Genomic DNA, 20,808 nt, shown 5'->3' on the forward strand with positions numbered 1-20,808 from the left:
AACACGTCATGTCCTTCAAGAAGTTCTTCCTGGTCGCCGCTGCGGCCGCCATGTTCTCGGGCTGCGCGATGATGCCTGCGGGCAGTTCCGCTTCGGCGCAACCCGAGGTGGCCGCGGCCGCCGAGCGCCTGCGCGTCGCAATGATCGACCCGACCGCCGCCGCGCTCGGCGCGCTGGTGGCCGACGACCTGAGCTACGGTCATTCGGGCGGCAAGGTCGACACCAAGACCAGCTTCATCAGCGACCTGATGGATGGCAAGTCCGACTTCGTCAGCATCGCCATCACCGAGCAGACGATCAAGGTGGTCGACAGCCGCACGGCCATCGTGCGGCACACGCTCACGGCCGACACCAACGACTCGGGCAAGCCGGGCAAGGTCAGCCTGAAGATCCTCGGTGTCTGGCAGAAGCAGGGCGGCGACTGGAAGCTGCTGGCCCGCCAGGCCGTCCGCGTCGCGTCCTGAGCGGACACGCGAATGATGAACAGAAGACAAACGCTTGCGGCGGGCCTTGTGCTCGCCGCCACCGCGCTGCTGCCTCTGCATGCGTCGGCGCAGGCCGATGCATGGCCGCAGCAAAAGCCGGTGACCATCATCGTGCCGTTTCCTGCCGGCGGCTCCACCGACATGGTGGCGCGCGCACTGGCGCTGCAACTGCAGACCAGGCTCGGCGGCAGCTTCGTCGTCGACAACCGTCCGGGTGCCACCGGCACCATCGGCACCGGCTTCGTCAAGCGCGCAGCGCCCGATGGCTACACGCTGCTCGTGTCGTCGCTCGGCGCTTTCGTCGTCACGCCACACCTGCAAAAGAGCGTGCCCTACGACGCGACGAAAGACTTCGACTACATCAGCGTGCCCGTGCAGGCGCCCAACGTGCTCGTTGCCAATGTCGCGCGGCCCGAGCACACGGTGGCCGACGTGCTCGCGCTGCTGCGCAAGGCGCCGGGCAAGGTCTCGTTCGCGAGTTCGGGCAATGGCTCGTCCGACCATCTCTCGGCCGAACTCTTCTGGCAGCAGACCAAGACCGAAGGCGTGCACGTGCCCTACAAGGGCGGCGCGCCGGCAGTCAACGACCTGCTGGGCAACCAGGTCGATTTCTCGTTCCAGAACGTGAATGCGGTGCTGCCGCACATCCGCGCGGGCAAGCTGCGCGCCATCGCGGTCACAGGCGACAAGCGCTCGCCCGTACTGCCTGACGTGCCCACGCTGGCCGAGGCCGGCGTGAAGGGCGCCGAGGTCTACTCGTGGCAAGGCATGGCCGCGCCCAAGGGACTGCCGCCCGCACTGAAGAAGAAGCTGAGCGACGCGACGATGGCCGCCATGCAGGACCCCGAGACGAAAAAGCGCATGCTCGACCAGGGCCTTGAAATCGTCGCCAGCACGCCAGAAGATTTCACTGCCTTCCAGTTGCGCGAATGGACGCGATGGAAGACGCTCATCGACACCCGTCACATCACTGCAGACTGAAGCACCGAGCCCGAAGATGACAAGTCCTGAATCCGTTTCCAACGTCGTGTCGGGCGCGCCCGTCGTCACCGGCATGCGCGTCGTGCCCGTCGCGGGCCACGACAGCATGCTGATGAACCTCAGCGGCGCCCATGGCCCCTTCTTCACGCGCAACCTGCTGATCCTGACCGACAGCGCCGGCCACACCGGCGTCGGCGAGGTGCCGGGCGGCGAGAAGATCCGCCAGACGCTCGAGGATGCGCGCGACCTCATCGTGGGCCAGCCCATCGGCCGCCACAACGCGGTGCTCAACAGCCTGCGCAGCGCCTTCGCCGGCCGCGACAGCGGCGGCCGCGGCCAGCAGACCTTCGACCTGCGCGTGACCATCCACGCGGTCACAGCCGTCGAGGCCGCGCTGCTCGACCTGCTGGGCCAGTTCCTCGAAGTGCCCGTGGCAGCATTGCTCGGCGAAGGCCAGCAGCGCGATGCGGTGCAGATGCTCGGCTATCTGTTCTATGTGGGTGATCGCAAGAAGACCGACCTGCCGTACCAGACCGACCCCGGCGCCGACAACGACTGGTTCCGCCTGCGCCACGAAGAAGCGATGACGCCCGAATCCATCGTGCGCCTGGCCGAAGCCACGCACGCGCGCTACGGCTTCACCGACTTCAAGCTCAAGGGCGGCGTGCTGCGCGGCGAAGAAGAAGTCGAGGCGATCCGTGCGTTGCACGAACGCTTTCCGCAAGCGCGCGTCACGCTCGATCCGAATGGCGGCTGGCTGCTGCAGGACGCGATTCGCCTGTGCCGTGACCTGCATGGCGTGATGGCCTATGCCGAAGACCCGTGCGGCGCCGAAGGCGTGTTCTCCGGCCGCGAGGTGATGGCGGAGTTCCGCCGTGCCACCGGCTTGCCGACGGCAACCAACATGGTCGCCACCGACTGGCGCGAGATGGTGCACAGCCTCTCGCTGCAGTCGGTTGACATTCCGCTGGCCGACCCGCACTTCTGGACCATGCAGGGCTCCGTGCGTGTGGCGCAGTTGTGCCAGGCCTGGGGCCTGACCTGGGGCTCGCATTCCAACAACCACTTCGATGTGTCGCTGGCGATGTTCACACACGTGGCCGCTGCCGCACCCGGCAAGGTCACGGCCATCGACACGCACTGGATCTGGCAGGATGGCCAGCGCCTGACCAAGTCGCCACTGCAGATCGAGGGCGGCTTCGTGAAGGTGCCGACGCGCGGCGGCCTGGGCATCGAACTCGACATGGACGAAGTCGAGAAGGCGCACCAGCTTTACCTGAAACATGGCCTCGGTGCGCGCAACGATGCGCAAGCGATGCAATATCTGATTCCCAACTGGACTTTCGACAACAAGCGCCCGTGCATGGTGCGCTGAAGGAAACGACGCAATGCAGAACTTCGACAACCTCATCGCCGGCGAATGGCGTGCCGGCGCAAGCTACAGTCCCAACGTCAACCCCAGCAACCTGGCCGACGTGCTGGGCCAGTACACGCAGGGCGATGCAGCCCACGTCGACGCCGCCGTGGCAGCTGCCACCGCAGCCTTCCCGGCCTGGGCCACGGGCAGCATCCAGGCGCGCTCCGACGCGCTCGACAAGATCGGCACCGAGATCCTTGCGCGCAAGGAAGAGCTGGGCACGCTGCTGGCACGCGAAGAAGGCAAGACCAAGGCCGAAGGCATCGGCGAAGCCACGCGCGCGGGCCAGATCTTCAAGTTCTTCGCCGGCGAATGCCTGCGCCTGTCGGGCGAGCTGCTGCCTTCGGTGCGCCCCAACATCGGCGTCGAGATCACGCGAGAGCCGGTCGGCGTGGTCGGTCTCATCACGCCGTGGAACTTTCCCATTGCCATTCCCGCGTGGAAGATCGCGCCCGCCCTGGCCTTCGGCAACTGCGTGGTGCTCAAGCCCGCCGACCTCGTGCCGGGCAGCGCCTGGGCGCTGAGCGAGATCATCAGCCGCTCAGGCATTCCGGCGGGCGTGTTCAACCTCGTGATGGGCCGTGGCAGCGTGATCGGCGAAGCGCTGGTCAAGCACCCGGGCATCCATGCGATCAGCTTCACCGGTTCGGTGGGCGTGGGCCGCAACATCGCGATCCAGTGCGTCACCAACCACAAGAAGGTGCAGCTCGAAATGGGTGGCAAGAACCCGCAGGTGATCCTGGACGACGCCGACCTCGCGCAAGCCGTGGAGCTGAGCGTACAGAGCGCCTTCTATTCGACCGGCCAGCGTTGCACCGCGTCCAGCCGGCTCATCGTGACCGAAGGCATCTACCCGAAGTTCATCGAGGCGATGAAGGTGCGCATGGCGAAGATCAAGGTGGGCGATGCGCTCACGCAAGGCACCGATGTGGGCCCGGTCTCGTCCAAGTCGCAGCTTGACCAGGACATGGAGTACATCGCCATCGGCAAGGGCGAGGGCGCAACGCTCGCGGCCGGCGGCGAACGCCTGAAGCTGGAGACCGACGGCTACTACATGTCGCCCGCGCTGTTCAGCGAATCGGCCGCCGCCATGCGCATCAACAAGGAAGAAATCTTCGGCCCGGTCGCGAGCGTGATCCGCGTGAAGAACTACGAAGAAGCGCTGGCCACGGCGAACGACACCGAGTTCGGTCTCTCGGCCGGCATCGCCACCACCTCGCTGAAGTACGCCACGCACTTCAAGCGCCACAGCCAGGCCGGCATGGTGATGGTCAACCTGCCGACGGCGGGTGTGGACTACCACGTGCCGTTCGGTGGCCGCAAGGGCAGCAGCTACGGCCCGCGCGAGCAGGGCAAGTACGCGCAGGAGTTCTTCACCACGGTGAAGACGGCCTACACGCTGGCCTGATCTTCAGACCAGCGGCAGCGAACTCGGTGGTGCGCGCCGGCGGCGGCGCATCACGAGTTCGATCAGCTCGAAGATGCCTTCGCTGATCAGCGCCATCGCAGCGGCCGGCAGCGCGCCGGCCAGCAGCAACTCGCGGTCGTTGAGCGCCAGCCCCGTCACGATGCGCTCGCCGAAGCCGCCAGCACCGATAAAGGCGGCGATGGTCGCAGTGCCGATGGCAATGGCCGTGGCCGTTCGCACACCCGCCAGCAGCGTGGGCAGCGCCAGCGGCAGCAGCACCAGTTGCAAGCTCTGCGGCGGCGTCATGCCGAGCGCGGTGCCGGCCAGCCGCAGGCCGTTCGGCACTTCGCTCAGGCCCGTCACCGTGTTGCGCATGATCGGCAGCAGCGAATAGAGCGTGAGCGCGATCAGTGCCGGCAGCGCGCCGATGGCACCGAGCATCGAGATCAGCACGGCCAGCAGCGCCAGCGACGGCACGGTCTGCAGAATCCCCGCAAAGCCCAGCACCAGCGCGCGCAGCCGCAGATGCGGAAACACCAGGATCGCGAGCGGCACGCCGATCAGGATGGCCACGCCCACCGATACCGCCACCAGCAACAGGTGCTGGCGCGCAAGCTGCCAGAGGTCGGGGCCGAACAGCTTGGCGGTGAAACCTCGCTTGGCCTCTTGCGGCGGCTGCACCTTGCCGTCCTTGCCGGCGCTTGCGATGAAGTCGCGCGCAATCACGTCGAAGGGCACGCTCTGCAGTTCGGCGCGCGCATTCATCGCGATCATGGCGTGCTCGTCGACCTTGCCTTCCAGTGTTTGCAGTGCGGCCCACGCCTTGGGCAGTCGCGTCGGCAGGTCGAGCTTGTAGAGCACCACGGCGTCGTAGCGCGGAAAGTACTTCCTGTCGTCTTCCAGCACGCGCAGGCCGAGGTGGTCGATCTTGGCGTCGGTCGTGTAGATGTCGATGGCATCGATCTGCTTCGCCGCCACGGCCTCGTAGGCCAGCCCGTGGTCGAGGCCTGTCGGTGTCTGCGTGAAGCCGTAGCGCGAAGCCAGCCCTTTCCAGCCATCGGCGCGGCCGAGGAATTCGTTCGACAGGCCGAGCTTGAGTTCGGGGTGCTTCGCCAGGTCGCTCAGCGTGCGCAGGCCGAACCGGTCGGCATCGGCCGCCCGCACCGCCAGCGCATAGCCGTCGTTGAAACCGAGCGGAATGGCCACGCCCAGGCCCATCGGTGCGAGTGCGGCATTCATCGCCTCGCGCGTTTCTGCCGGCGAGCCTTTGAGAATTTCGAGCGCGATGGTGCCGGTGTATTCGGCATAGAGGTCGATGGCGCCCGAGCGCAGTGCCTCGTAGACGATGGCCGTGTTGCCCAGCCCTTGCCGCACCACGGGCGGTGATGCGGTGTGCGGCGCGGCGGTCTGTGCCAACAGCTCGGCGAGGATGTACGACTCGGTGAAGCGCTTGGAGCCGACACGCAGCGTCTCGTCGGCGGCCTGCGCAGGCGAGACGGCCGCAAGCCAGGCAATGGAGAGCAACAGGGCTGTGCGCCAGAGGCGGCGGTGCAGGAGCATCCGGGCCAGTGTATAGACATCTCTTCGCGTGGAGTACCCGTTCGCCTCCTACACGCCGTGGTGCGCGGAGCCGATGCGGCGGGACCGCGCGTCGGCCCATAGTCGATTGCCATGAAGTCCAAGCCCACCAAGACCAAGACCCGATCACCCAAACCACAAAAGAGCGATCTGCCAGGCCCCGAGGTCCACGGCCTGCGCGAACTGCCAGGCCTGCTGGTCGACGGCTACAGCCTGCAGTTGCGGGACAAGGACGGCTTTGTCGGCGACCAGGCCAGCCAGACGGCCTTCAGGGAACTGCTTGAACGCTGGCGCAAGCGCCGCCGCAAGAACGGCAAGGACCCGTTGGGCCGCTCGCATTCGCGCGATCTCAGCAAGAAGGAACTCGACCGCGCGCTGCAGGAGAAGAAGGCCTCCGAAGCCGCCGACGTGATGCACGGCGCCATCGAGGAGTTCGCCGAGGAGCTGGCCTTCGTGATCCAGCGCTTCATGCGCCAGCCTTCGTGGCAGAAGGTGCAGCGCATCGTGGTCGGCGGTGGCTTTCCCGAGAGCGACGTGGGCGAGCGCGCGATCCTGCAGGCGGGTGCGATCCTCGAAGACATGGGTGTGCACGTGCAGCTCGGGCGGCTCTCGCACAACGTGGACGACGGCGGCCTGATCGGCTGGGTGCATCTCACGCCGCCCGCCATGCTGAAGAAGCACGACGCGATCCTTGCGGTGGACATCGGCGGCACCAACGTGCGCTGCGGCATCGTCAAGACACGGCATCGCAAGGCGCCCGACTTCTCGCTGGCCAAGGTGGTGCGCCGCGAGAAATGGCGCCACGCCGACGAGGGCCCGAACCGTAGCGACATGGTCGAGCACATCGCAGACATGCTCGAAGACATGGTGGTCTACAGCGAGCGCAAGAAAATCCGGCTCGCGCCCTTCATCGGCATCGGTTGCCCGGGCCTGATTCGCCAGGACGGCTCGATCGCGCGCGGTGCGCAGAACCTGCCGGGTGACTGGGAGAGCCATGCCTTCCACTTGCCCAGCGCGCTGTGGCGCCGCATGCCGATGATGGGCTCGGGCCCGACGCTGGTGCTGATGCACAACGACGCGGTGGTGCAGGGCCTGAGCGAGCTGCCCTTCATGCGCGACGTGCAGCATTGGGGCGTGCTGACCATCGGCACGGGGCTGGGCAACGCGAGCTTCACCAACGTGCTTTGAGCGTGTTGGTGCGCTTCTCGGGGCGCTGCTGTTCAGGGCGACGCTCACGCCGACACGGTGCTCTTTTTCGCGAATGTCCCCCGCTTCGCTCCTCCTTTATTTAGCTAAAAACAGCCCCGTATCGACGTGAGCGTTGGACAAAGCGGTGGTTGATCGCAGGATCACCAGCAGCGTGCCCCAGTGCGAATGACACCGGGTGCTCCCCGCAGCGAAATAAAGGAGGAGCGAAGCGGGGGACATTCGCACAGGGGAGCTCCCGGTGTCATTCGCACGCGCCCCGAACGTACGCGCTTCTGAGCAGGCCGCGCTACAGGTCTTCAGCCTTCAGACCTTCAACACGCAAAGTGACAGAGGCGGCAGCAACGTTGCCTGCCGCATCGGTCGCACGCACCTCGATGTTTGCGGCGCCGGGCTTCGCGGGAGTCCAGGCGCAGACGTAAGGCGTGGCCTGCAGCTTGCACACGACCTGCCCGTCGACGATGAACTTCAGCTCGGCAACGCTCACGTTGTCGGTTGCGTTGGCAGAGAGCCGTGTCGCCATGCCGGTTGCGACGGACTGCGGCACGGTGAGCGTCACGACAGGTGCCACGGTGTCGGCCGGCGGATTGACGATCACGTTGGCGGAGGCGACGGAAGAATTGCCCGCCGCATCGAGCGCGATCACGCGGATCGTCTGCGTGCCCGCTGTCGTCGGCGTCCAGGTGCAGGTGTACGGCGGCGCGGTGAAGGTGCAGATCGGCAGGCTGTCGGCGCCGACCACCTTGACGCCGAAGACGCCGACGTTGTCTACCGCCACCGGCGCGATGGTCGTCGGCTGGCCCACCGTGGCCATGGCCGGGGCGGCCAGCGACACGGTCGGCTTGTAGGTGTCGGGAATGCCGAGCGGCAGGTCGATGGTGAACGTGGCCTGGCCCTGCACCGCCTTCTGCTCGAAGGCGTCGAAGATCGTGAACCAGGTCGCGCCCGGCGCGCGGTCGGGTGACTGTGCCTTCACCAGAAGATTCGTCTTGCCGACGGCGAAGCAACTGAAGCCGCAGTGCCAGTCGAAGGCGAAGCGGCCGTTGGCGTCCGTCGCGCCCTGCACCAGCAGTTCCAGCGGCTTGTGCGCGCCGGCTTCGCGCCAGACCGAGACCTGCGCACCGGCCAGTGCGGCGCCGGTCGTGCTGTCGGTCACGCGCACCTGCGTGGCGGTGGTCGCGGCCATGTACTTCGAGGTGCCGAGCCGGGGCCAGTCGCTCCAGTCGGTGTTGATGTTGGCCTTGGTGCCTTCGGTGAAGCGGATCATCTCCAGCGTGGCGACACGGTTGGCGGCGGGGTCGAAGCGTTGCTCGAACACGGTGCCCAGCAGCGGGTCGAGCCGCCAGTGCTGGCGCGGCCACCAGTAGCGGTCGGTCGGGTTCGCCAGTTCCAGGTTGGTTGTCGGCGCGATGCCGGTGGTGTCGGTCACCGCGGTGGCGTTGTAGTACTCGCCGGAGCCCGCGCCGAAGACGTGTTCGAGTTCATGCAGCAGGGTCTTGAGCTGGCGGCCCAGGTAGTCCTTCTCGGTGGACTCGGGCGCGCTCGGGGTGATCGCGCGCGACAGGCGCAGCGGATCGTGGATGGTGGTCCAGTTGAGGTTCCAGGTCACGCCCTTGGGCGGGAAGGTCGTGCTCGTGGTCAGGCCGCCATGGCTGTAGCCTTGCTGCGACTTCGACACGCACAGCACGATCTCGCGCTCGGCCACGCCGTTGAAGCCGCACTGCGGTGCCGAAGCCGGCGCGACGATGCGAAGGTCTTTCGCGGGGTCGAAGACGAAGCTGCGCACGGTCTCGCGCGTGAACACAGTGTTGATATCGGCCACGTACTGCGCAAGCCGGCGTCCCGCTTCGGGTGCGCCGATGTCGGCCACCAGTTGCGGATCGACGAAGAACTTCAGGCGGTGAACGCTGGGCGTTGCACGGCCGACCTCGTCCATGGCGGCCCGGGCGGGGGCGCACAGCGAAAGCAACAACATGGCGCAGGCCAGAAAAGACATGGCTGCGCCCAGCCGGCGCGCACGCGCCAGCAGCGAATAAACGGATCGCATCGGTTTTTCCCCTCAAGGGGACTCGGCAAAAATCAAAGGGGAATTGCTTCAAGCGACCCGATGAGCCCGGGTTGCAGGAAGCACGCCAACCCCGCCCGAGACCACCTTTGCTGGTCGCGCTTTTGCATCGCATCGAAGTCGCCGAAGGCGAAACGCCCTGAAGGGCGCCGATGCTTCCGAAGTGCGGGGGCTGGTTACAAATCTATGGGAGGAAGGGCGGACCGCTCATTCCTCAACGCGAAGTTGCGATAACCAGTAAGGCCTCAATTTTAATTTTGAGCCCCGTAGGAAGGGGGCTTGCCCCGCTGTAGTGGTTGCCTATTATTTGGGCAGTTTGTCACGCCAAGGAGCATCGGATGCCCTTGCAGGTGGGCAAGGAGCGTGCAGCAGCAGCGCCTAGAGCTGGAACGCGACGGTGAGCAGCAGCCCTTCGGCCACATCGCGCACCAGCCCCGGGCGCCGCGCGCGGTAGGGCTCACCGGCCGAGGCGGTGGTCTCTATCCACTCGGCCAGCCATTCGATGTCGGCCTGCCCGTAGAACACCACATTCGCCTCGTGGTTCAGCAGCAGGCTGCGCAGGTCGAGGTTGATCGATCCGCACATGGCCAGCTCGTCGTCGACCACCACGGCCTTGGCGTGCGCCATGTAGGGCAGCATGCGAAAGCTCACACCGGCGCGCGCCAGGTCGCGCATGGCGCGTGCGCGCACGAAGTCGGCCAGGCGGTGGTTCGATCGTGCGGGCATTGCGATGGTCACCTGCACACCGCGCCGCGCGGCCAGCCGCAGCGCATCACGCAGGCCGTCGCCAGGCACGAAATAGGGCGTGATCGCCAGCAGGCGGTGCTCGGCGCGAAAGCAGGCGTCGATCAGCAGCGCATGCGCGGTGTCCTCGGTCTGGTCGGGGCCACTCGGCAGGAACTGGGCCATGGCGGTGCCCGAGCCCTCGGGCACGTCTTCGGCCGTGATCGCGCGGGCCTTGCGCGGGCGCACGGAGGTCCAGTCATGGTCGAACTGACGCGAGGCTGCGGCGGCCACGCTGCCGTGCAGGTCGAAGGACAGGTCGCGCCAGGCTTCGGGGTGCTTGGTATTGCCGGTGAAGTATTCGCCCGCCAGGTTGCGCCCGCCCGACCAAAGCCAGGCATCGTCTGCAATGGTGAACTTGCGGTGGTTGCGCAGGTTGCGCGGGCCGATGCGGCGCAGGCTGAAGAAGGGGCGGAACACGGCCACCTCGCCGCCCGCTGCGCGCAGCAGGTCGAAGTGATGGCGCGGCAGCGACAGCGCACCGAAGCCGTCGAGCAGCACGCGCACCTTGATGCCTTCGCGCGCCCGTTGCGCCAGCCGCGCGATCACCGCATGGCCGAGTTCATCGTCGCCGATGATGAAAGTGCACACGTCGATGCGCTCGCGCGCGCCGTCGATCACCTGCCACAGCGCCTCGCGCGCGGCCTCGCCGTCGGCATGCATGCGGATCGCGCAGCGCCCCGGCGGCGCCAGGCCGAAGCTCTCGATCAGGTCGGCCGCCCAGTGCCCCGGCGGCACCGAGCGCGGCGGCCGTGGCGAGCCCGCCGGGCGCAGCTTGCGCTGGCCGAACAGCAGGTACATCGGCAGGATGAAATAGGGCAGCAGCACCAGCCCCATGACCCAAGCAATGGCCGTGGTGGGGGCGCGCTGCTCGCGACGTGCGCGCGTGGTCAGTACGTAGACCAGCAGCGCAAAAGTGACGATGAGGAAGTGCTGCGACGGAGAGGGCAGCCAGTCGAACCTTGTATTCGGCATGGGGCCCATGATGCCTCAGTGCCGCGCCGATGCTTGGTCAGCGTTGCAGGAAGGCCGGCACGCCTCGCCCTTGCGAGGCCAGGAACTGCATCATCGGATCGACCACCGCGCGCACTGCCGCCCGGTCGCCCACGCGGTCGCGCCAGGCCACGAGGCGCGGGGTGGCGTCGGTCATGCCCGCGCCCTTGCGGTCGGCGAACACGTGGGCCATGTAGAGCGCGATGTCGGCGAAGGAGTAGGGGCCCGCGAGGTAATCGCGCGTGGCCAGCAGGCTTTCCATCTCTTCGTAGAAGCGCGCGCAGCCGGCGCAGGCCGCGATTGCGGGAGGGCTCTGCATGGCCTCCTGCAGGTCGAACAGCTTGATGACGTTCGGAAAGAAAACTTCGTCGGACTTCTGCTCCAGTTGCCGCGCGCGTGCCCGTTCGGCAATGCCTTCGGGCCACAGCGCTGGGCTGGGGTAGCGGTCTTCGAGGTACTCGAAGATCTGGGTCGAATCGAACAGCGCCACCTCGTCGTCGACCAGCACGGGCACCTGCTGCTTGACGGGGTTGACCCGAAGCACCTCGGGGTGCTTGGGCTCGTAGGCGTCGTCCTTGATGAAGGGCACCATGACCAGTTCGAAGGCCACGCCCTTTTCGCGCGCCGCGATCTCGACCTTGGCGCCGAACATGCTGAGGGGGCCGGAATAGATGTGAGTCGTCATGCCCCCGACTTCACCAGAAACGGCGCCTCAGGTCGAGCCCCAGACCTCCTGTGCGGTCTCGACCACCAGCCGCAGCTTGTTGCGCTGCGCTTCCACAGCGATGTTGTTGCCGTGCACGGTGCTCGAGAAGCCGCACTGCGGCGACAGCGCGAGCTGTTCGAGCGGCACGTACTTGGCGGCGTCCTCGATGCGGCGCTTGAGTTCGTCCTTGTCTTCCATCTGGCCGAACTTGGTGGTCACGAGGCCCAGCACCACGGTCTTGCCCTTGGGCAGGAAGCGCAACGGCTTGAAGTCGCCCGAGCGGGCGTCGTCGTATTCCATGAAGTAGGCGTCGAGGTCCATCTCTTTCAGCAGCGCCTCGGCCACGGGCTCGTAGTTGCCGGCAGCGGCGTGCGTGCTCTTGAAGTTGCCACGGCACAGGTGCATGGCCAGCAGCATGCCCGGCGGCTTCTGCGCCACCACCTTGTTGATGAAGGCGGCGTAGCGGTGCGGCAGTTCGTTCGGATCGTCGCCGCGCTTGCGGGCGGCTTCGCGCATGTGCTCGTCGCACAGGTAGGCAAGGTTGGTGTCGTCCATCTGCACGTAGGTGCAACCGGCGGCGGCCAGCGAGCGCAGTTCGTCGCCGTAGGCCTTGGCCACGTCGTCGTAGAACACCGGGTCGAGCTCGGGATACGCGTCCTTGCTGATGCCGGCGCGGCCACCACGGAAGTGCAGCATCGTCGGCGAGGGAATCGTCACCTTCGGCGTGCGGCCGGCCGAGACCTGGCTCTTGAGGTACTGGAAGTCGGCGAGCTGGATGTCCTTGACGTGGCGCACCTTGTCGATCACGCGCATCGCGGGCGGTGCGAGTTCCTCGGTGCCGTCGGGCCGGCGGATGGTGACCGGAATGTCGGTTTTCACGCCGCCGAGCTGGTCGAGGAAATCGATGTGGAAGTAGGTGCGGCGGAATTCGCCGTCGGTGATGCTCTTGAGGCCGATGTCTTCCTGGAACTTGACGATCTCGGTGATGGCCTGGTCTTCGACCTTGCGCAGTTGCTCGGGCGTGATCTCGCCCTTGGCCTTCTGCTCGCGCGCTTCGAGCAGGTATTTGGGGCGCAGGAAACTGCCCACGTGGTCGTAACGGGCGGGCAGGGCGGCGTGCTGGGACATGGATGAACTCCGTCGTGGCTGGGGAACGAACGGCAAATCGTAAAGCCTTCGGAGTTGACTTGTTTGTATACAGTGATCTGGGTATTTACCCTTGAATTGGCGATTTAAGCTGGAATTTTTCTATTTTCTGTATACATTGGGTATTCATGAAAACGCCCACGACCGCCTTTCCACTGAACGCCTGGTACGCCGCCGCCTACGACGTCGAAGTGCGTCATGCCCTGCTGCCACGCACGATCTGCAACCAGAAAGTGGTGCTGTTCCGCCGCACCGACGGGCAAGTCGCCGTGCTCGAAGACGCCTGCTGGCACCGGCTGATGCCGTTGTCGCTGGGCCGCCTCGAAGGCGACGAGCTGGTCTGCGGCTACCACGGCCTCGTCTACAACAGCCAGGGGCGCTGCATCCACATGCCGAGCCAGGAAACGCTCAACCCCTCGGCCTGCGTGCGCAGCTTTCCCGTGGTCGAAAAGCACCGCTTCGTCTGGATCTGGCCCGGCGACCCAGCCAAGGCCGACCCGGCGCTGGTGCCCGACATGCACTGGAACGACGACCCCGCCTGGGCCGGCGACGGCAAGATGATCCGCGTCAACTGCGACTACCGCCTCGTGGTCGACAACCTCATGGACCTGACGCACGAGACCTTCGTGCACGGCTCGTCGATCGGCAATCGCGAAGTGGCCGAGGCGCCTTTCGTCGCGACGCACGGCGACCGTTCGGCCACTGTCACGCGCTGGATGGAGAGCATCGATGCACCGCCGTTTTGGGGCGGACAGATCCGCCATGCGCGCGGCTACACCGGCAAGGTCGACCGCTGGCAGATCATTCGCTTCGAAGGCCCGTGCACCGTGAACATCGATGTCGGCGTGGCCGAGGCGGGCAGCGGTGCGGTGCCGAAGGACGGCGATCCGGGCGACCGCAGCAAGGGCGTCAACGGCTATGTGCTCAACACCATCACGCCGGAGACCGACAAGACCTGCCTCTACTTCTGGGCCTTCGCGCGCAACTACTGCATCGGAGAGCAGCGCCTCACGCACGAGCTGCGCGAGGGCGTGGCCGGCATCTTTCGCGAGGACGAAATCGTGCTCGAAGCCCAGCAGAAGGCGATGGACGAGCATCCCGACCACCAGTTCTACAACCTCAACATCGACGCCGGTTCGATGTGGGCGCGCCGGCTGATCGACCGCATGGTCGAGAAGGAAAAGCCCGAGCGCGCCACGATTCCGATTCGTCCTGTCGAGTCGCAAACGGCATGAAGGCCGCCGCCGTCTCCCCCGTCGAGCCCGGCGACAGCGGCAGCTCGCAGGCCGTGAAGGCCCAGCTGCGGTTGCGCGAAATGATCCTTGCGGGCGACCTGCCCGGTGGCGCGCGCATTGCCGAGGTCGCCATCTCCGAGCAACTCGGCGTGTCGCGCACGCCGGTGCGCACCGCGCTGATGCGGCTCGAACAGGAAGGCCTGCTCGAAGCGCTGCCCAACGGCGGCTATGCCGTTCGCACTTTTTCCGAGCGCGACGTGGCCGACGCCATCGAGCTGCGCGGCACGCTCGAAGGCCTGGTCGCACGGCTCGCGGCAGAGCGCGGCGCGGCGCCCGTGGTGTTGCGCGAAGCGCGCGCCTGCCTCACGCGCATCGACGAGTTGCTGCGCGAGCCCGCGCTCGACGACGCGGCCTTCTCGCGCTACGTGACGCACAACGAGCGCTTTCATGCGCTGCTCTGCGAAATGGCAGGCAGCCCCGTCATCGCGCAGCAGTTGGATCGCGTGATCAACCTGCCGTTCGCCTCGCCCTCGGGCTTCGTGATCGTGCAGGCCAATTCGCCGGCCGCGCGCGACATGCTCGTGATCGCGCAAGACCAGCACGTGCAGGTGCTCGACGCCATCGAGTCCGGCGAAGGCTCGCGCGCCGAGGCGCTGATGCGCGAGCACAGCCGCATCGCGCGGCGCAACCTGCGCGAAGCGCTGCATGGCACGCCCACCGCCGAGCAGCGCCCGCTGCCCGGCGTGCAACTGATCCGCCGGCGCGGCTGATCGACCGTCTTCCTTTCCCTGTTTGTGGGTGTTCCCCCGATGAAAAGCGATCTTCAATGGATGCAGGCGCAGGTCGTTGCGCTGCGCGATGTCACGCCCACCGTGCGCGAGTTCGAGCTGCGGCCCGATGCGGGCTTTGCCTCGACCTACGAGCCCGGCGCCCACCTGCAGGTGCAGGTGATGACGGCGCAGGGCCGCGTGCAGACCCGCTCGTATTCGCTGGTCGGCGAGGGCGACGGTCAGTGCTGGCGCATCGCCGTCAAGCGGCTCGACGACGGCCGTGGCGGTTCGCTCGCCATGTGGCGGCTGGCCGTGGGCGACCGCCTGCAGGTGAGCGCACCGCAGAACCACTTCGCGCTCGACCTGTCGGCCCCCGGCTACCTGCTGGTGGCGGGCGGCATCGGCATCACACCGCTGGTGCTGATGGCGCAGCGCCTCGGTGCCCATGCGCGGCGCAGCGGCGTGCCGGTGCGGATGCTCTACGGCGCGCGCCATGCCGGCGAGTTCGGCTATCTCGATCACCTGCGCGAAGCACTGGGCGAGGGCGTGGCGGCGCATGAGGGCTCAGCCCCCATCGACTTTGCCGCCGCCATCGCCGCGCTGCCGCCCGGCGGCCAGCTCTACACCTGCGGCCCGGTGCCCATGCTCGAAGCCGTCAAGCGCGCCTGGCATGCCGCGGGCCGGCCCATTGCGGACCTGCGCTTCGAGACCTTCGGCAGCAGCGGTCGCCTGGCGACGCAAGCGTTCCAGGTGCGCATTCCCCGGCACGACCTGTCGATCACCGTGCCGGCCGACTGCACCCTGCTCGAAGCGCTCGACGCGGCCGGTGTGCAGACGCTGTGGGACTGCAAGCGCGGCGAATGCGGCCTGTGCGCCATGGACGTGATCGCGGTCGACGGCGAGATCGACCACCGCGACGTGTTCCTCAGCGCGCACGAAAAAGAGGCGACCACCCGCATCTGCGCCTGTGTGTCACGCGCAGTGGGTACGCTCACGCTGGACTCCGCGTACCGCGCCGACAGCTGATTCTTTCAAGACAAAGACAGCGTTGCGCGATGATCGCGCAGTTCATTTGTTGATCGCGCAACAAAGCCTCGCGGCAGGGGCTGGGTAGGTGATTGCCTGCTCCGCCGAATGTTGCAAAGTGTTGAAAATAGCCCCGGTTCCGTTTCCCGCCCCAATAAGGAGATTTCCATGCAAAGGCGCCATCTCATCCAGACCGCAGCCCTCTCGGCGCTTGCGCTTTCCATGTCCCTGGCCCATGCCCAGGACAACAAGTTCAAGATCGGCCTGATCCTGCCGATGACGGGGCAGTCGGCCTCCACCGGCCGCCAGATCGAAGCCGCCGCGCGCCTGTACATGGCCCAGAACGGCGACACCGTCGCCGGCAAGAAGGTCGAGCTGATCGTCAAGGACGACACCGGCCTGCCCGACGTGACCAAGCGACTGGCGCAAGAGTTGGTGGTGAACGACAAGGTCAACGTGCTGGCCGGCTTCGGTCTGACGCCCCTGGCGCTCGCCGTGGCGCCCATCGCCACCCAATCGAAGACGCCCGAAGTCGTGATGGCTGCCGCCACGTCGAGCATCACCGAGGCATCGCCCTACATCATCCGTTCGAGCTTCACGCTGCCGCAGGTGTCGGTTGCCATGGGCGACTGGGCACCCAAGAACGGCGTGAAGACGGTGGTGACGCTGGTGGCCGACTACGGCCCCGGCAACGACGCCGAGAAGTTCTTCAGCGAGCGCTTCATCCTGAACGGCGGCAAGGTGATCGAGAAGCTGCGCGTGCCGCTGCGCAACCCCGACTTCGCGCCGTTCCTGCAGAAGGTGCGCGACGCCAAGCCCGACGCGCTGTTCGTCTTCGTGCCTTCGGGCGCGGGTGCGGCCGTGATGAAGCAGTTTCTGGAGCGCGGCATGGACAAGGCCGGCATCAAGCTGATCGCCACCGGCGACGTAACCGATGACGATCAACTCAACGACATGGGTGACGGCGCGCTGGGTGTGGTGACCTCGCATCACTACTCGGCCGCACATCCGTCGGCGATGAACAAGAAATTCGTCGAGGCCTTCCAGAAGGCCAACCCGAAGATGCGCCCCAACTTCATGGCCGTGGGTGGCTATGACGGCATGCGCGTGATCTACGAAGCGCTCAAGACCACCAAGGGCCAGGGCGGCGGCGATGCGCTGCTGGCGGCCATGAAGGGCCAGGTCTTCGAGAGCCCGCGCGGCCAGGTGCTGATCGATGCGCAGACGCGCGACATCGTGCAGGACGTGTACCTGCGCAAGGTGGAGAAGAAGGACGGGCAGCTCTACAACGTCGAGTTCGATGTGATCAAGAGCGTGAAGGACCCGGGCAAGACGAAGTAAGGCTGCGCTCTTTGTTTCTGAGGGGCTCTTGTTCAGGGCGCTGTTGTTCAGGGCGACGCTCCCGCCGACACGGTGCTCTTTTTCGCGAATGTCCCCCGCTTCGCTCCTCCTTTATTTCGCGAAAAAGAGCCCCGTATCAGCGCGAGCGTTGGACAGAGCGGTGGTTGATCGGCGATACACCAGCGGCGCGTCCATGTGCGAATGACACCAGGTGCTCCCCGCAGCGAAATAAAGGAGGAGCGAAGCGGGGGACATTCGCGGAGGGGAGCTCCTGGTGTCATTCGCACTCGCCCCGAACAGCAGCACTCCAAACGACCCATGCAGCAGCCTGACGAACCACTGATATGTTGACCATTCTTTTCGACGGCATCGCCTACGGCATGCTGCTCTTCGTGCTCGCCGTGGGGCTCGCCGTGACGCTCGGGTTGATGAACTTCATCAACCTCGCACACGGCGCCTTCGCCATGGCTGGCGGCTATCTCACGGTGTTCGCGATGCAGAAGCTGGGCCTGCCGTTCCTGGCCTGCCTGCCACTCGCGTTCATCGTCGTCGGATTGGCCGGGGCGCTGCTCGAACGCACGCTCTACCGGCCGATGTACGGCAAGTCGCATCTGGACCAGGTGCTCTTTTCCATCGGCCTTGCTTTCATGGCGGTGGCCGCCATCGACTACTTCGTGGGTTCGTCGCAGCAGAACGTGCAGTTGCCTGAATGGCTGCGTGGGCGCAGCGAGTTCGGCGACGGCGCTTTCATGCTGGGCATGGGGCACTACCGCCTGTTCATCATCGGCGTGTGCGCGGTGCTCACGGTGGTGTTGCAGCTCATCCTGTCGAAGACCCGCTTTGGCAGCAGGCTGCGCGCTGCGGTCGACGATCCGCGCGTGGCGGCAGGCCTGGGCATCAACGTCAACATCGTTTTCCTGCTGACCTTCGCCGTGGGCTCGGGCCTCGCGGGCCTGGGCGGTGCGCTGGGCGCGGAAATTCTCGGGCTCGACCCGACCTTCCCGCTCAAGTACATGATCTATTTCCTGATCGTGGTCTCGGTCGGCGGCACTTCGTCGATCACCGGGCCGCTCGCGGCCGCGCTGCTGCTCGGCATTGCCGACGTGGCGGGCAAGTATTTCATTCCGAAGATGGGCGCCTTCACGGTTTACCTGCTGATGATCCTGATCCTGATGTGGCGGCCGCAAGGTCTGTTCACGCGCAAAGGAGGCCGCTGATGAGCGCACCTTCCGCTGCCGACTTCCAGTCGGCCCTCCTGCGCAAGGCGCGCTGGCGCCCGCTCGAATTCGTGGTCTGGGCCGCAGCCTTCGCGCTGCCGCTCGTCATGCCTTCGCATTCGCTGCTGGTCAATGAAATCGCCATCGTCGCGCTGTTCGCGATGTCGCTCGACCTGATCCTTGGCTACACCGGCATCGTGTCGCTGGGCCACGCCGCCTTCTTCGGTTTCGGCGCGTACGCGGCGGCGCTGTTCGCCAAGCTCGTCATGCCCGACCCGACCGTGGGCCTGGTGGTGGCGACGGTGCTCTCGGCTGTGCTGGGCCTGATTGCCAGCGTGACGATCCTGCGCGGCAGCGACCTCACGCGGCTGATGGTCACGCTCGGCACCGCACTGCTGCTGCTTGAACTCGCCAACAAGCTCGACTGGCTCACCGGCGGTGCCGATGGCCTGCAGGGCGTGGTGATGGGGCCGGTGCTCGGCCTGTTCGACTTCGACCTCTACGGCCGCACGGCCGCCTGGTATTCGCTGGCCGTGATGCTGGTGCTGTTCCTGCTGATGCGCCGGCTGGTGCATTCGCCGTTCGGTGCCACGCTCAAGGCGATTCGCGACAACCGCCTGCGCGCCATGGCCATCGGCATTCCGGTGGTGTCGCGGCTCGCGACGGTCTACACCATCGCGGCCGGCGTGGCCGGTGCCGCGGGTGCGCTGCTGGCGCAGACCACCGGCTTCGCCTCGCTCGACGTGCTGGCCTTCGACCGCTCGGCCGACGTGCTGCTGATGCTGGTGATCGGTGGCGTGGGCTGGCTCTATGGCGGCGTGGCCGGTGCCATCGTGTTCAAGCTGCTGCAGACCTGGCTGTCGGCCGTGACGCCACAGTACTGGATGTTCTGGATCGGCCTGATCCTGGTGCTGCTGGTGCTCGTGGGGCGCGAACGGCTGTTCAAGCCCTGGACATGGTTCGGTGCCGGCAAGAAGAAGGGCGGTGCGGCATGACCGACACCGTTCTCTCGACCCACGGGCTGGTGATGCGCTTCGGCGGCATCACGGCCACCAACAACGTGACGATGGACCTCAAGCGCGGCGCACGCCATGCGCTGATCGGTCCCAACGGCGCGGGCAAGACCACGCTCATCAACCAGCTGACCGGCGTGCTCACGCCGAGCGAAGGCCGCATCACGCTGCTCGGCGAGGACATCACGAACCTGGCGCCGCACAAGCGTGTGGCGCGCGGGCTGGTGCGCACCTTCCAGATCAACCAGTTGTTCGACTCGATGACGCCGCTGGAAACGCTGGCGCTCGTGGTGTCGCAACACCAGGGCATCGGTGCGCAATGGTGGCGGCCGCTCGGCGCCAGCACGGCAGTGGCCGAGCGTGCGACGCAGCTGCTCGAACAGTTCCATCTGAGCGATGTGGCGAAGCAGCAGGTCAAGCATCTGGCCTACGGCAAGCGTCGGCTGCTCGAGATCGCGATTGCATTGGCCTGCGAGCCGCGCGTGCTGCTGCTCGACGAACCTGTTGCGGGTGTGCCGGCCGGCGAGCGCGAAGAGCTGCTGCAGACCGTGGCCGCATTGCCGGCCGACGTGTCGGTGCTGCTGATCGAACACGACATGGACCTGGTATTCAGTTTCGCCACGCGAATGACGGTGCTGGTCAACGGCACGCTGCTGACCGAGGGCGACCCCGAAACCATCGCCAACGATCCGAAGGTCAAAGAGGTCTATCTGGGCCACGGAGAAAACGCCCATGTCTGAACTGCTGCGCATCGAGAACCTGAGCGCCGGCTACGGCGAAGCCGTGGTGCTGCACGACGTGGCCTTCACGCTCGGCGAAGGCCAGACGCTGGCGCTGCTGGGCCGCAACGGCACCGGCAAGACCACGTTGATCAACACGCTGGCGGGCGCCACGCGCCAGCACGGCGGAACCATCTCGCTCGGTGGGCAGGCCTTGCACAAGCTGGCGCCGCACCAGCGCGCCACGGCCGGCATCGGCTGGGTGCCGCAGGAGCGCAACATCTTCAAGTCGCTCACGGTGCACGAGAACCTGACGGCGGTGGAGCGGCCAGGAAAGTGGAATCCGCAGCGCGTCTACGAGATGTTCCCGCGCCTGGCCGAACGCAAGACCAACCTGGGCACGCAGCTCTCGGGCGGCGAACAGCAGATGCTGGCCGTGGGCCGCGCGCTGGTGCTGAATCCGAAGCTGCTGCTGCTCGACGAACCGCTCGAAGGGCTGGCGCCGATCATCGTGGAAGAGCTGCTGCGCGCCATCCGCCGCATCACGCAGGACGAAGGGCTGGCCGCGATCATCGTGGAGCAGCACCCGCAGGCGATTCTTGCGATCTCCGACGAAGCGGTGGTGCTGGACCACGGGACCATCGTGCACACCGACAAGGCGGCGGTGCTGCGCACGCAGCCCGAGGTGCTCGACCGACTGCTGGGCGTGGCGCGCTAGG

At 66.4% G+C, this 20,808-nt stretch carries 18 protein-coding genes; 13 read left to right on the forward strand and 5 right to left on the reverse strand.

Translation table 11 applies throughout. The annotated features are described in order from the left end of the window. The first annotated feature begins 8 nt into the window (after positions 1-8). Genes H7F35_RS22700 through H7F35_RS22715 form a run of 4 tightly spaced genes read left to right on the forward strand, consistent with a single transcriptional unit; the run spans position 9 to position 4,291 of the window. Positions 9-464 (forward strand): nuclear transport factor 2 family protein, encoded by a 456-nt coding sequence (locus H7F35_RS22700; RefSeq protein ID WP_187108830.1) that lies wholly within the window; start codon positions 9-11, stop codon positions 462-464. A gap of 15 nt (positions 465-479) precedes the next feature. Next, the gene (locus tag H7F35_RS22705; RefSeq protein ID WP_187114378.1) at positions 480-1,466 is read left to right on the forward strand and encodes a Bug family tripartite tricarboxylate transporter substrate binding protein; all 987 of its coding nucleotides are present in this window, start codon (positions 480-482) and stop codon (positions 1,464-1,466) included. Positions 1,467-1,482: 16 nt separating this feature from the next. Continuing rightward, positions 1,483-2,841, forward strand: a complete 1,359-nt coding sequence (gene gudD, locus H7F35_RS22710) for a glucarate dehydratase (RefSeq protein WP_187108831.1) — start codon at positions 1,483-1,485, stop codon at positions 2,839-2,841. Between the two features lie 13 nt (positions 2,842-2,854). Continuing rightward, the gene (locus H7F35_RS22715) at positions 2,855-4,291 is read left to right on the forward strand and encodes an aldehyde dehydrogenase family protein (protein ID WP_187108832.1); all 1,437 of its coding nucleotides are present in this window, start codon (positions 2,855-2,857) and stop codon (positions 4,289-4,291) included. A gap of 3 nt (positions 4,292-4,294) precedes the next feature. Here the strand turns inward: H7F35_RS22715 and H7F35_RS22720 are convergent, their stop codons facing one another. Further along, positions 4,295-5,851 carry a glycine betaine ABC transporter substrate-binding protein gene (locus H7F35_RS22720; protein ID WP_187108833.1) on the reverse strand — a complete coding sequence of 519 codons (1,557 nt, stop codon included), beginning with the start codon at positions 5,849-5,851 and terminating at the stop codon, positions 4,295-4,297. 111 nt (positions 5,852-5,962) lie between these two features. Between H7F35_RS22720 and H7F35_RS22725 the strand changes: the two genes are divergently transcribed. After that, positions 5,963-7,057 carry an ROK family protein gene (locus H7F35_RS22725; protein ID WP_187108834.1) on the forward strand — a complete coding sequence of 365 codons (1,095 nt, stop codon included), beginning with the start codon at positions 5,963-5,965 and terminating at the stop codon, positions 7,055-7,057. A 307-nt stretch (positions 7,058-7,364) separates the two neighbouring features. Here H7F35_RS22725 and H7F35_RS22730 read toward each other — a convergent pair whose 3' ends face one another. The 4 genes from H7F35_RS22730 to H7F35_RS22745 form a co-directional block, all read right to left on the reverse strand. Next, positions 7,365-9,122: an Ig-like domain-containing protein gene (locus H7F35_RS22730; protein WP_187108835.1), complete on the reverse strand. Its 1,758-nt coding sequence runs from the start codon at positions 9,120-9,122 to the stop codon at positions 7,365-7,367. A 396-nt stretch (positions 9,123-9,518) separates the two neighbouring features. Then, positions 9,519-10,898: a phospholipase D-like domain-containing protein gene (locus tag H7F35_RS22735; protein ID WP_187108836.1), complete on the reverse strand. Its 1,380-nt coding sequence runs from the start codon at positions 10,896-10,898 to the stop codon at positions 9,519-9,521. Positions 10,899-10,935: 37 nt separating this feature from the next. Beyond that, the gene (locus H7F35_RS22740; protein ID WP_187108837.1) at positions 10,936-11,601 is read right to left on the reverse strand and encodes a glutathione S-transferase family protein; all 666 of its coding nucleotides are present in this window, start codon (positions 11,599-11,601) and stop codon (positions 10,936-10,938) included. A 27-nt stretch (positions 11,602-11,628) separates the two neighbouring features. Continuing rightward, positions 11,629-12,750, reverse strand: a complete 1,122-nt coding sequence (locus H7F35_RS22745; protein WP_187108838.1) for a 5-methyltetrahydropteroyltriglutamate--homocysteine S-methyltransferase — start codon at positions 12,748-12,750, stop codon at positions 11,629-11,631. Positions 12,751-12,896: 146 nt separating this feature from the next. Here H7F35_RS22745 and H7F35_RS22750 point away from each other — a divergent pair, with 146 nt between their 5' ends. The 8 genes from H7F35_RS22750 to H7F35_RS22785 all read left to right on the forward strand — a co-directional run bounded on the left by H7F35_RS22750 (position 12,897) and on the right by H7F35_RS22785 (position 20,807). Further along, positions 12,897-14,003 (forward strand): aromatic ring-hydroxylating dioxygenase subunit alpha, encoded by a 1,107-nt coding sequence (locus H7F35_RS22750; RefSeq protein WP_187108839.1) that lies wholly within the window; start codon positions 12,897-12,899, stop codon positions 14,001-14,003. Then, positions 14,000-14,773, forward strand: a complete 774-nt coding sequence (locus tag H7F35_RS22755) for a GntR family transcriptional regulator (RefSeq protein WP_187108840.1) — start codon at positions 14,000-14,002, stop codon at positions 14,771-14,773. Before H7F35_RS22750 ends, H7F35_RS22755 begins: the two co-directional genes overlap by 4 nt. 39 nt (positions 14,774-14,812) lie before the next feature. Next, the gene (locus H7F35_RS22760; RefSeq protein ID WP_187108841.1) at positions 14,813-15,799 is read left to right on the forward strand and encodes a PDR/VanB family oxidoreductase; all 987 of its coding nucleotides are present in this window, start codon (positions 14,813-14,815) and stop codon (positions 15,797-15,799) included. Positions 15,800-15,967: 168 nt separating this feature from the next. Further along, positions 15,968-17,140 (forward strand): ABC transporter substrate-binding protein, encoded by a 1,173-nt coding sequence (locus H7F35_RS22765; RefSeq protein WP_187108842.1) that lies wholly within the window; start codon positions 15,968-15,970, stop codon positions 17,138-17,140. 344 nt (positions 17,141-17,484) lie between these two features. Further along, entirely contained in the window at positions 17,485-18,357 is an 873-nt protein-coding gene (locus H7F35_RS22770) for a branched-chain amino acid ABC transporter permease (RefSeq protein WP_187108843.1), read from the forward strand. Next, on the forward strand, positions 18,357-19,352 hold the full coding sequence (locus H7F35_RS22775) for a branched-chain amino acid ABC transporter permease (protein ID WP_187108844.1): 996 nt from the start codon (positions 18,357-18,359) through the stop codon (positions 19,350-19,352). Before H7F35_RS22770 ends, H7F35_RS22775 begins: the two co-directional genes overlap by 1 nt. Then, the gene (locus H7F35_RS22780; RefSeq protein ID WP_187108845.1) at positions 19,349-20,110 is read left to right on the forward strand and encodes an ABC transporter ATP-binding protein; all 762 of its coding nucleotides are present in this window, start codon (positions 19,349-19,351) and stop codon (positions 20,108-20,110) included. Before H7F35_RS22775 ends, H7F35_RS22780 begins: the two co-directional genes overlap by 4 nt. After that, positions 20,103-20,807: an ABC transporter ATP-binding protein gene (locus H7F35_RS22785; RefSeq protein ID WP_187108846.1), complete on the forward strand. Its 705-nt coding sequence runs from the start codon at positions 20,103-20,105 to the stop codon at positions 20,805-20,807. Before H7F35_RS22780 ends, H7F35_RS22785 begins: the two co-directional genes overlap by 8 nt. Position 20,808: the final 1 nt, after the last annotated feature.

Origin of the sequence: Variovorax sp. PAMC26660, from assembly GCF_014302995.1 — a bacterium.
In the GTDB taxonomy this organism is placed as follows: domain Bacteria; phylum Pseudomonadota; class Gammaproteobacteria; order Burkholderiales; family Burkholderiaceae_C; genus Variovorax.